The sequence below is a fragment of the Serratia sp. CY31944 genome (genome assembly GCF_052169175.1).
In the GTDB taxonomy this organism is placed as follows: domain Bacteria; phylum Pseudomonadota; class Gammaproteobacteria; order Enterobacterales; family Enterobacteriaceae; genus Serratia; species Serratia sarumanii.
Map to the genome: position 1 here is coordinate 1 of NZ_JBJNLG010000037.1, position 11933 is coordinate 11933.

The 11933-nt window shown below is 59.7% G+C and carries 8 protein-coding genes and 1 pseudogene; 7 read left to right on the forward strand and 2 right to left on the reverse strand.

Annotated features, from left to right (window positions below; translation table 11 throughout):
- Positions 1 to 160: 160 nt before the first annotated feature.
- A complete protein-coding gene (gene trxB / locus ACJ8IN_RS24270) occupies positions 161 to 1132 on the reverse strand; it encodes a thioredoxin-disulfide reductase (RefSeq protein ID WP_033637844.1) in 972 nt (323 codons plus the stop codon).
- Positions 1133 to 1786: 654 nt separating this feature from the next.
- Between trxB and lrp the strand changes: the two genes are divergently transcribed.
- The 5 genes from lrp to serS all read left to right on the forward strand — a co-directional run bounded on the left by lrp (position 1787) and on the right by serS (position 9612).
- Positions 1787 to 2281, forward strand: coding sequence for a leucine-responsive transcriptional regulator Lrp (lrp, locus tag ACJ8IN_RS24275; RefSeq protein ID WP_004928318.1), 495 nt, complete (start codon positions 1787 to 1789; stop codon positions 2279 to 2281).
- Positions 2282 to 2401: 120 nt separating this feature from the next.
- Positions 2402 to 6046, forward strand: coding sequence for a DNA translocase FtsK 4TM domain-containing protein (locus tag ACJ8IN_RS24280; RefSeq protein ID WP_060421660.1), 3645 nt, complete (start codon positions 2402 to 2404; stop codon positions 6044 to 6046).
- 198 nt (positions 6047 to 6244) lie between these two features.
- Positions 6245 to 6856 (forward strand): outer membrane lipoprotein chaperone LolA, encoded by a 612-nt coding sequence (lolA, locus tag ACJ8IN_RS24285; RefSeq protein ID WP_019454555.1) that lies wholly within the window; start codon positions 6245 to 6247, stop codon positions 6854 to 6856.
- Between the two features lie 67 nt (positions 6857 to 6923).
- On the forward strand, positions 6924 to 8210 hold the full coding sequence (locus ACJ8IN_RS24290) for a replication-associated recombination protein A (protein ID WP_060421749.1): 1287 nt from the start codon (positions 6924 to 6926) through the stop codon (positions 8208 to 8210).
- 109 nt (positions 8211 to 8319) lie between these two features.
- Positions 8320 to 9612: a serine--tRNA ligase gene (gene serS / locus ACJ8IN_RS24295; RefSeq protein ID WP_033637847.1), complete on the forward strand. Its 1293-nt coding sequence runs from the start codon at positions 8320 to 8322 to the stop codon at positions 9610 to 9612.
- Positions 9613 to 9663: 51 nt separating this feature from the next.
- Here serS and ACJ8IN_RS24300 read toward each other — a convergent pair whose 3' ends face one another.
- Complete coding sequence (locus ACJ8IN_RS24300; protein WP_060427873.1) at positions 9664 to 10029, reverse strand: DUF1801 domain-containing protein; 366 nt, start codon at positions 10027 to 10029, stop codon at positions 9664 to 9666.
- Between the two features lie 163 nt (positions 10030 to 10192).
- Between ACJ8IN_RS24300 and ACJ8IN_RS24305 the strand changes: the two genes are divergently transcribed.
- On the forward strand, positions 10193 to 11344 hold the full coding sequence (locus tag ACJ8IN_RS24305; RefSeq protein WP_442519552.1) for an MFS transporter: 1152 nt from the start codon (positions 10193 to 10195) through the stop codon (positions 11342 to 11344).
- Between the two features lie 183 nt (positions 11345 to 11527).
- A pseudogene (locus ACJ8IN_RS24310) lies at positions 11528 to 11933 on the forward strand (XRE family transcriptional regulator); the annotation flags it as partial.

Genomic DNA, 11933 nt, shown 5'->3' on the forward strand with positions numbered 1-11933 from the left:
TTTCCTTCTTACTTGTGGTGAGTAAGCTGGAATATTCCGGCATGGGTTTCCTTCAGGCTAGAGCCTCACAGGTTCAATCACCACCTCCTTAGGAGGTGGTTTAAGGCTTACAACAAAAAAAGCGGCTCGAGAGCCGCTTTTTGCTGATGAAGAGAACGTTTTAGCAGACTTCTGCGCCGGCGATGCCGTCCAGGTAACGCTCCGCGTCCAGCGCCGCCATACAGCCGGTGCCGGCGGAGGTGATCGCCTGGCGGTAGATGTGATCCATCACGTCGCCCGCGGCGAACACGCCGGGGATGGTGGTTTGGGTCGCATTGCCGTGAATGCCGGACTGCACTTTGATGTAGCCGTTTTCCAGCTCCAGCTGGCCGCCGAAGATGCCGGTGTTCGGGCTGTGGCCGATGGCGATGAACACGCCGGCCAGTTCCAGTTCACGGGTTTCGTTTTCCGCTTTGGTGCTGCGGATACGCACGCCGGTCACGCCCATTTCATCGCCCAGCACTTCGTCCAGCGTATGGTCGGTATGTAGCACGATGTTGCCGCTTTTCACTTTTTCCATCAGCCGATCGATCAGGATCTTCTCCGAGCGGAAGCTGTCGCGGCGGTGGATCAGGTGAACCTCGGCGGCGATGTTGGACAGGTACAGCGCTTCTTCAACGGCGGTGTTGCCGCCGCCGACCACTGCGACTTTCTGGTTGCGGTAGAAGAAGCCGTCGCAGGTCGCACAGGCGGAAACGCCTTTGCCCTTGAAGGCCTCTTCGGAAGGCAGGCCAAGATAGCGGGCGGAGGCGCCGGTCGCGATGATCAGCGCGTCGCAGCTGTATTCGCCGCTGTCGCCGAACAGGCGGAACGGACGCTGCTGCAGATCGACGCTGTTGATGTGATCGAAGACGATTTCGGTCTGGAACTTCTCCGCATGCTCGCGCATGCGCTCCATCAGCGCCGGACCGGTCAGGCCTTCGGCGTCGCCCGGCCAGTTTTCCACTTCAGTGGTGGTGGTCAGCTGGCCGCCTTGTTCCATACCGGTGATCAGCACCGGGCTCAGGTTGGCGCGCGCCGCGTAAACGGCGGCGGTGTAACCGGCCGGGCCGGAGCCCAGAATCAGTAATTTGCTATGTTTAGCCGTGCCCATGAATAACCTCTTTATTCCACAATGGCGGACAATGAAGCCGATTGTAGGGAAAATGACGCAGTAAAAAAAGCGCCGGGCGACGTTGTTAACGATTTGTATGATAGTTGTCGCCTATTAATGCACCCGCTGTCGGCAAATCGTACGCCGAACGCAGAAATTTACCTTATCAAAGTCGCATTAGGCCGCTGAATCGCCAAGCGCGCAAAAACGGCGCATTCTGCGACTTAGGCCGCTCCCTGCCGGGGTTTATCTGCCAGCGATTCATAACCAAAAATGGGATGCAGACTTTTCGTGACGGTACGTTGTTCTGATTTTGCTTCTTTTACTTTGACAATCCGCTGCGCATTTGCGAAAACATCATAGGAAGAAGAAATTATCCCCGTAACACCAGCAAATCGTACGTATTTGCGCCGCGAGGCGGCAATGCGCGGTGGATGTGCGGAGCAGGGCGCGCAAGCGTTTGCTGATTTTTTCTCGACCTTAACGTCGTTACCGGCGCCGCGCGGGGTTGGACAGACAGGCTGCGCGGCGTGGAATGATGGTAGTGAAGAAGCATATGACAGGCATCGGGTCTTCGCTTGGAACGAACCCTTACACATTGACGTTGGCTAGGGTGTGGCAAGTGCACGGAAGAAAATAAGAGAGACAATAATAATGGCAGACAACAAGAAACGCCCGGGTAAAGATCTTGACCGTATCGACCGCAACATCCTGAATGAGCTGCAGAAGGATGGGCGTATTTCGAACGTCGAGCTTTCGAAGCGCGTGGGGTTATCCCCGACACCATGTTTGGAACGCGTGCGCCGTCTCGAGCGCCAGGGTTTCATTCATGGCTATACCGCATTGCTTAACCCGCATTATCTGGATGCGTCCCTGCTGGTTTTCGTGGAGATCACGCTGAACCGCGGCGCGCCGGATGTGTTTGAGCAATTCAACTCGGCAGTGCAGAAGCTTGAAGAGATTCAGGAGTGTCATCTGGTTTCCGGTGATTTCGACTACCTGTTGAAAACCCGCGTACCGGATATGTCGGCTTACCGTAAACTGCTGGGCGAAACCTTGCTGCGTTTGCCGGGGGTCAACGACACCCGTACCTACGTAGTGATGGAAGAAGTGAAACAGAGTAACCGTCTGGTTATCAAAACACGGTAAGGTGCAGGTGCAAAACCTGATTAAATTGGTTACACTCCTGTTTATTCATACAGTTTCGGCGCCGGGGAAGCTTCTCGGCGCTGTTGCTATGTCAGCTAACAGGAACCTGGAGAGCCTTTCTTGAGCCAGGAATATACAGAAGATAAAGAAGTTACCCTGAAAAGACTCAGCAGTGGCCGGCGTTTGCTGGAGGCTGTGCTTATCGTGGTAGCGATTTTTGCCGTTTACCTCATGGCTGCGCTGGTCAGTTTCAACCCGTCTGACCCAAGCTGGTCGCAGACCGCGTGGCATGAGCCGATTCACAACTTGGGCGGCGGTGTTGGGGCCTGGTTGGCCGACACGCTGTTCTTCACCTTCGGGGTGCTCGCCTACGCGATACCACCGATCATGCTGGTTCTGTGCTGGGCGGCCTATCGCCAACGGGCCAACAGAGACTACGTCGACTATTTCGCGCTCTCCCTGCGCCTGATCGGCACCCTGGCGTTAGTGCTCACCTCCTGTGGGCTGGCGGCGCTGAACGTTGACGATCTCTATTACTTCGCTTCCGGCGGCGTGATCGGCAGCCTGCTGAGCAACGCCATGTTGCCATGGTTCAACGGCATCGGCGCCACGCTGGCGCTGCTGTGCGTGTGGGCGGCGGGGCTGACGCTGTTTACCGGCTGGTCCTGGCTGGTGATCGCCGAGAAGATCGGCGGGGCGGTGCTGGGCGTCGCGACCTTCATGACCAACCGTTCGCGTCGCGAAGCGCGTTATTTCGAGGATGACGAGCGTTACGTTGACGACGAGCCTGAGCAGGCAGGGAAGGGCGCCGCCGCAGCGGTTGCCGCGACCGCCGCCGGAGCCGCGGCCGCCGATGACGACGTGTTGTTCTCCGCGCCTTCGGTCACCGAAAGCGCCAAAGAGGCGGCGGAAGACGCCGCCGATCCGTTGCTCAGCGGCCTGCGAGCCGACGATGGTGAGGTTGAAGCAGACGCCGCGCCAATCGCGCCGGCGGCTTCGCCTGCACCGGCGGTGAAGGCAGCGATCCACGAGCCCGTTGCAGCGCCGATCGCCGCTCAGGCGCCGTCGGTAACGGTGGCGCCGGCCGCGCCGGCCTCGGTCAATCAGCACCCGGTGAGCGCCCCGGCGCAAGACGCCACGCCGCCGCTGTACTCCTTCGAAATTCCGGAAGAAACGCCTGTACCGAAGGCGACGCGTCCTGTCGATCCTTATCAGGATGACGATGAGCCGCGTCTCGGCAATTGGCAAGAGCCGGCTGCGCCGCAGCCGCCGGCGCGTTCTCCCTTTGATTTTACCGCCGCGCAGCGCGACAGCGCCGACGTCAGCGGAGCGGGTGGTTTCAGCGCTACCGGCGCCAAGCCACAGCTGGATACGGCAGCCGCTGCCGCTGCGGGCGCCGCAGCGGCGACCTTCATGCCGGCCTTCACGGCCACCAGCGACGGCAATCCGCAGGTTAAGCAGGGCATCGGCCCTGAGCTGCCGCGGCCGAACCCGGTGCGCATCCCGACCCGTCGCGAGCTGGCTTCTTACGGCATCAAGCTGCCTTCGCAGCGTGCGGCCGAGCAGGAACAGCGCCAGGCGGATCCTCAGCAGCCGACGGCGGTGAGCCCGCAGGAAGAAGAGGCGCTGCAGGAAGCCGCGCTGCGTCAGGCGTTTGCCGAGCAGCAAAGCCAACGCTACGGCGAAAGCTACGCGCCGGAGCAACAAGATGACGAGAGCGCCCTGCAGGAAGCCGAGCTGAGCAAGGCGTTTGCTGAGCAGCAGAACCAACGCTACGGCGAAGGCTATCAACAGGACGACGAAGAGGCGCTGCAAGAGGCCGCGCTGCGCCAGGCGTTCGCCGAGCAGCAGCAGGCGCGCTACGGCCAGCAAGCGCCTGCTCCGCAAGCGCCGGCCGCCAGCCCGGTCGATACCCGCAATGCTTTCAGCTTCTCGCCGATGGCGGATCTGGTGGATGATGGCCCGAGCGAGCCGATGTTCACGCTGTCTCCGCAGCTTGAAGAGCGCATTGAACAGCAAAGCGAGCAACAGGACGACGTGCCGTTCGGCCAGTTTGAGCCTGCGGCGCCGGTTGCCCAACCTCAGCAACCGCACTCGCAGCCTCAGCAATACCAGCAGCCGCAGCAACAGCAGTATCAACAGCCGTCGCAGCCATATCAGCAGCCACAGCAACCGGTGCAGCAGCAGCCTCAGCAAACTCAGGCCGAGCAGCATCCGGCGATGGACAGCTTGATTCACCCGTTCCTGATGCGCAACGATCAGCCGCTGCAGAAGCCGACCACGCCGCTGCCGACGCTGGATCTGCTGACCGAGGCCCCGAAAGAGGTAGAACCGGTCGACTCCTTCGCGCTGGAACAGAAGGCGCGTCTGGTGGAGGCCAGCCTGGCCGATTACCGCGTGAAAGCCGACGTGGTGGACATCCTGCCGGGGCCGGTCATCACCCGCTTCGAGCTGGATCTGGCGCCGGGCGTTAAAGCGGCGCGCATTTCCAACCTGTCACGCGATCTGGCGCGCTCGCTGTCGACGTCGGCGGTGCGCGTGGTAGAAGTGATCCCTGGCAAGCCTTACGTCGGTCTGGAGCTGCCGAACGCCAAGCGGCAAACGGTGTATCTGCGCGAAGTGCTGGATTGCCCGGCCTTCCGTGACAACCCGTCGCCGCTGTCCATCGTATTGGGTAAGGACATCTCCGGCGAGCCGGTGGTGGCCGATCTGGGCAAAATGCCGCACTTGCTGGTCGCCGGTACCACCGGTTCCGGTAAGTCGGTCGGGGTCAACGCCATGATCCTGAGCATCCTGTATAAAGCCACGCCGAAAGAAGTGCGCTTTATCATGATCGACCCGAAAATGCTGGAGCTGTCGGTTTACGAAGGCATTCCTCACCTGTTGACCGATGTGGTCACCGACATGAAAGACGCCGCCAACGCGCTGCGTTGGTGCGTGGGGGAAATGGAACGCCGCTACAAGCTGATGTCTGCCTTGGGTGTGCGTAACCTGGCCGGCTACAACGAGCGCGTCGATCAGGCCGAAGCGATGGGGCGTCCGATCCCGGATCCGTTCTGGAAGCCGACCGACAGCATGGACATCACGCCGCCGGTGTTGGAGAAAGAGCCGTACATCGTGGTGATGGTCGACGAATTCGCCGATCTAATCATGACGGTCGGCAAGAAGGTCGAAGAGTTGATCGCTCGCCTGGCGCAGAAAGCGCGTGCGGCGGGTATCCATCTGGTGCTGGCGACCCAGCGTCCGTCGGTGGATGTGATCACGGGTCTTATCAAGGCCAACATCCCGACGCGTATCGCCTTTACCGTGTCGAGCAAGATCGACTCCCGCACCATCCTCGATCAGGGGGGCGCCGAGTCCTTGCTGGGTATGGGCGACATGCTCTATCTGGCGCCGAACTCCTCGATTCCGGTGCGCGTGCATGGCGCATTCGTGCGCGATCAGGAAGTGCACGCGGTGGTCAAGGATTGGAAAGCGCGCGAGCGGCCCCAATATAAAGAGGGCATTCTCAGCGGCGGCGAAGACGGCGAGGGCGGTGCCGGCGGCGGTATGGACGGCGACGAAGAGCTGGATCCGCTGTTTGACCAGGCGGTGGATTTCGTGGTGGATAAACGCCGCGCCTCCATCTCCGGCGTGCAGCGCCAGTTCCGTATCGGCTATAACCGCGCGGCGCGCATCATCGAACAGATGGAAGCGCAGGGCATCGTCAGCGAGCAGGGGCACAACGGCAACCGCGAGGTGCTGGCGCCGCCGCGGCACGATTGATGGTCGTTTAGCCATTGCAATTCAATAAGAAAGGGCCGCTTAAGCGGCCCTTGTGCAAAGAAGCGTAAACCCGTTTCTTCTCGGAACATTGGCCTACCGGCCGATCGCCGGCTTCGGGTAAAGTAACGGGGTAAAGGGTTGATTTGACCCGCACGGCGTCGCCCTGCGGTTAACGCATTTCATAAGGTATCTGGAATAATGAAAAAACTGTTAGTTGCCTGCTGTCTGCTTTCGGGATTCGCTTCTACCTCCGTGCTGGCCGACGCCGCACAGGATCTGCAAAGTCGCCTGGCGAAGGTGAACAGTTTCCACGCCAGCTTCTCGCAAACCGTGACCAGCGCCGACGGTGCCGCGGTGCAACAGGGGGAAGGCGAGCTGTGGGTGAAGCGGCCGAACCTGTTCAACTGGCACATGACGTCACCCGATGAGAGCGTGCTGGTCTCCGATGGCCAAACCCTGTGGTTCTATAACCCGTTCGTCGAGCAGGTGACGGCGACCTGGCTGAAGAACGCCACCGGCAATACGCCGTTTATGCTGATCACCCGCAATAATGCCAGCGACTGGAAACAGTACAACGTGAAGCAAAAGGGCGATGATTTCGAGCTGACGCCGAAGTCCGCCAGCGGCAACCTGAAGCAGTTCGCCATCAGCGTGACCAACAGCGGCACCATCCGCAGCTTCGCCGCGGTGGAGCAGGACGGCCAGCGCAGTTCCTACACGCTGAAAAGCCAGCAGAACGTCGCCGCCGATCCGGCCAAATTCAAATTTACCCCGCCGAAGGGGGTGACGCTGGACGACCAGCGCCAGTGAGGTGCAAGTGAGTAATAATCTGTCGCTCGATTTTTCCCAGAACGAGTTCCAGCCGTTGGCCGCGCGTATGCGGCCGACCACGCTGGCGCAGTATATCGGCCAGCAGCACCTGCTGGCCGCCGGCAAGCCGCTGCCGCGCGCCATTGAGGCCGGGCAACTGCACTCGATGATTTTATGGGGGCCGCCGGGCACCGGGAAGACGACGCTGGCAGAACTGATCGGCCGTTACGGCCAGGCGGATGTCGAACGGATCTCCGCCGTGACCTCCGGTATCAAGGAAATCCGCGAGGCAATCGAGCGGGCGCGGCAAAATCGCGACGTCGGCCGCCGCACCATCCTGTTCGTCGACGAAGTGCACCGCTTCAATAAGAGCCAGCAGGACGCTTTCCTGCCGCACATCGAAGACGGCACCATCACCTTTATCGGCGCCACCACCGAAAATCCGTCGTTCGAACTGAACTCGGCGCTGTTGTCCCGCGCCCGCGTTTACCTGCTGAAGGCGCTGACCGCCGAAGATATCGGCCAGGTGCTGGATCAGGCGATGGGCGACAAGGCGCGCGGCTTTGGCGGCCAGAATATCGAGCTGCCGGCGGAAACGCGCCGCCTTCTGTCGGAGCTGGTGGGCGGCGACGCGCGCCGGGCGCTGAACAGCCTGGAAATGATGGCCGACATGGCGGAGTTGGACGCCAAAGGCGTGCGGGTGCTGACGCCGGAGCTGCTGAAAGAGGTGTCGGGCGAGCGCAGCGCGCGCTTCGACAATAAGGGCGACCGTTATTACGATCTGATTTCCGCGCTGCATAAATCGGTGCGCGGCTCGGCGCCGGACGCCGCGCTGTATTGGTATGCGCGCATCATTACCGCCGGCGGCGATCCGCTTTACGTGGCGCGCCGTCTGTTGGCGATTGCCTCTGAAGACGTGGGCAACGCCGATCCGCGCGGCATGCAGGTGGCGATCGCAGCCTGGGATTGCTTCACCCGCGTGGGGCCAGCGGAGGGCGAACGCGCCATCGCGCAGGCGATCGTCTACCTGGCCTGCGCGCCGAAGAGCAATGCGGTCTACACCGCGTTCAAGGCCGCCATGCGCGACGCCAAAGAGCAGGCCGATTATGACGTGCCGGAGCACCTGCGCAACGCACCGACCAAGCTGATGAAGGAAATGGGGCTGGGGGCGGAGTACCGCTACGCCCACGACGAACCCAACGCCTACGCCGCCGGCGAGAACTATTTCCCGCCCGAAATGGCCCATACGCGCTACTATCAACCGACCTCGCGCGGGCTGGAAGGGAAAATCGGCGAAAAGTTGGCATGGCTGGCTGAGCAGGATCAAAATAGCCCGACAAAACGCTACCGCTAGCGAGGCCGTTGCGGTAAGGTTAGCGGGTATCACTCTTCTTTTATGCGGCTATAAATCAGCCGCATAGAACAACAACACTTCTTTCAATAACAACAAGCACAGGATTAGCATGCTCGATCCCAATCTGCTGCGTAATGAGCTAGACGCAGTCGCCGTCAAACTGGCTCGCCGAGGCTTTAAACTCGATCTGGATCTGCTGCGTTCGCAGGAAGAACGTCGCAAAGTTCTGCAGGTAGAAACTGAAACGCTGCAAGCGGAACGCAACTCCCGATCGAAATCCATCGGCGCGGCCAAAGCGCGTGGGGAAGACATCGAGCCGCTGCGTCGCGAAGTGAACGAGCTGGGTGACAAGCTGGATGCCGCCAAGGCGGCGCTGGATGCGTTGCAGAGCGAGATCCGCGATTACGCCCTGACGCTGCCTAACCTGCCGGACGACGCCGTGCCGGATGGTAAAGACGACAGCGAAAACCTGGAAGTTGCCCGCTGGGGCGAACCGCGCCAGTACGACTTCGCGGTGCGCGATCACGTCGATCTGGGCGAAATGGCCGGCGGGCTGGATTTTGCCGCCGCGGTTAAGCTGACCGGTTCGCGCTTCGTGGTGATGAAAGGGCAAATCGCCCGCATGCACCGCGCGCTGTCCCAGTTCATGCTGGATCTGCACACCGAGCAGCACGGCTACCTGGAGGCCTACGTGCCTTACCTGGTTAACCACGCCACGCTGTACGGTACCGGCCAGCTGCCGAAGTTCGGCGAAGACCTGTTCCATACCCGTCCGCTGGAAGAAGAAGCCGACAGCAGCAACTACGCGCTGATCCCAACGGCGGAAGTGCCGCTGACCAACCTGGTGCGCGACGAGATCGTGGAAGAGGAAACTCTGCCGCTGAAAATGACCGCACACACGCCATGCTTCCGCGCGGAAGCCGGTTCTTACGGCCGCGACACCCGCGGTTTGATCCGCATGCACCAGTTCGACAAGGTCGAGATGGTGCAGATCGTTCGTCCGGAAGATTCGATGGATGCCCTGGAAGAGCTGACCGGCCACGCGGAAAAAGTGCTGCAGCTGCTGAACCTACCTTACCGCAAGGTGCTGTTGTGCACCGGCGACATGGGCTTCGGCGCGTGCAAAACTTACGATCTGGAAGTGTGGCTGCCGGCGCAGGATACCTACCGCGAGATCTCGTCCTGCTCCAACATGTGGGATTTCCAGGCGCGTCGCATGCAGGCGCGCTGCCGCAGCAAAGCCGACAAGAAACCGCGTCTGGTTCACACGCTGAACGGCTCCGGCCTGGCGGTTGGCCGTACGCTGGTGGCGGTGCTGGAAAACTACCAGCAGGCCGACGGCCGCATTCAGGTGCCTGAAGTGCTGCGTCCTTATATGGGCGGCCTGGAATATATCGGCTAAACGGCAAACCACGAAAAAAGCGCCTGCGGGCGCTTTTTTTATGTCGAGAATTCAGTCTGGCGCCAGCGTATAAGCCTGTTGAAGGTAGTCCGCCAGATGTTTGCTTTTCACCTCGGCGGGCGAGTGGAGCTTGATGTGTCGCCGATACTGGCCGCTGCCTTCGAGCTGGTTATGGCTGTCTGCCAGCCGATAGCCGTGGCCGAATTCCACCGTGACGTGGTGGCGATAGGCGAAAACGCCGCAGAAAAATTGGCTATGCGAGAACATGATGCCGCCGTATTTGACCGACTCGGTGACGCCGTTGCCGCTCGCCGCAGCGATTCGCCGCACCTGCTGCACAATGGCCAGCAGGTCACCTTGCGTGCTGCCGATGTCCGCCAGCAGGGCCTCTACCGCCGCATCATTTGCCTGACTCATCTTGCCTCTCCATCGTCAAATTCGCTCTGCGCTGAGCATAGCGCTTTTTCAGCCGGTTAGCCGGAAACAAATCGTGCGGTGCAATGATAAGAGGCGATTGACTTTTTTATCGCCAGTGGCATGATGCGCGCACTCTCATTGCGCGTTCGGTCACAATTTCACTATGTCCGCATACTCCCGCCCAGTGCTCTTATTGCTCTGCGGCCTTTTGCTGCTCACGGTATCCATTGCCGTTTTGAATACGTTAGTGCCCCTTTGGTTAACCCATGCTCAGCTGTCGACTTGGCAGGTGGGAATGGTCAGCTCTTCTTACTTCAGCGGCAACCTGTTGGGCACGCTGGTGGCGGGCAAACTGATCCAGCGCGTCGGTTTTACCCGCAGCTATCATCTTTCTTGTCTGGTGTTCGCCGCCGCGACTGCCGGCATGGTGCTGTCGATCGATTTTTGGAGTTGGCTGGGCTGGCGCTTCTTCGCCGGCGTCGGTTGCGCCTGTATCTGGGTGATCGTGGAGAGCGCGCTGTTGCGCAGCGGCAACCTGAGCAACCGCGGCCAGCTGCTGGCGGCCTATATGATCGTTTATTACCTTGGTACGGTGACCGGCCAATTGCTGTTGAGCATGACCTCGACCGAGTTGCTGCACGTGGTGCCGTGGGTGACCGCCATTGTGATCAGCGCCATGCTGCCGATGCTGTTCGCGCGGGTCAACCGCCATGAAGACGAGCCGCAGCAGGCGGCGGTATGGACCATGCTGAGACGCCGCAGCGCGCGCCTCGGCATCAACGGTTGCATCATTTCCGGCATTGTGCTCGGTTCGCTATACGGCCTGATGCCGTTGTACCTCTCCCATCAGGGCATGAGCGACGCCAACGTCGGTTACTGGATGGCGCTGCTGGTCAGCTCCGGCATCGTCGGCCAATGGCCGGTCGGGCGCCTGGCCGATCGTTACGGGCGCCTGCTGGTGCTGCGCATTCAGGTGTTCGTGGTGATCCTCGCCAGCGTGGCGATGCTCGGCAACTACGCCATGGCGCCTTCGCTGTTCATCCTCGGCTGCGCCGGCTTTACCCTGTACCCGGTGGCGATGTCCTGGGCCTGCGAGAAGGCGCTGCCGCACGAGTTGGTGGCGATGAACCAGGCGCTGTTGATGAGTTACACCATCGGCAGCCTGCTGGGGCCGTCGATGACGGCGTTGCTGATGCAAAACTATTCCGACCGCGTGCTATTCGTGATGATCGCCGCCGTGGCGCTGGTTTACCTGCTGATGCTGCTGAAGAAACAGAAGCCGGATCACCATCACACGCCGTTCGCCGCCGCCTGATTTCATAATTAATTGACTTTAAACTAATTTAATCCGAAGTTGGTTTGCTGACTTCGGATTTTTTTATGGTAAACGCAAAAAAATTTCTTACTTGCTAGCTTCGTACATCAACTTCTGATAATTTATATTTACTAACTTTTTTAAATGGTTTACTAAATTTAAATGACAGAAGGGATTCATAAGATGAATAGTGAAGCTTTTGTACAGCTGGCATTAGCAGCCTTACATTGTAATCAAAGGGAGTTGGCTACTCGCCTCGAAGTGTCGCCAGGTCAGGTAAGTAAATGGAAGAAAGGTGAATATATGTCACCTGATATGGAAAATAAATTCAGAAAAATCACTGGGATAGGTGAAAATAATCCTTGGTTGGTTCTTTGGGCTGGTTCTCTGGATAACGCAGAAAAGTGGGCGAAACTGACTGGCTATCTTGCAGGCATGGCCCAAATGAGTGCTGAAACAGGCTATATCACATACCCACTAGAAGATGATATGGGACTCTTATGCAGTGAGACTTTACAGGTGCTGCATGATATGGGGATAGTTTTACCTAAAGAGTTCCCTAAAGTGCTAGACGTTGACTACAACGATA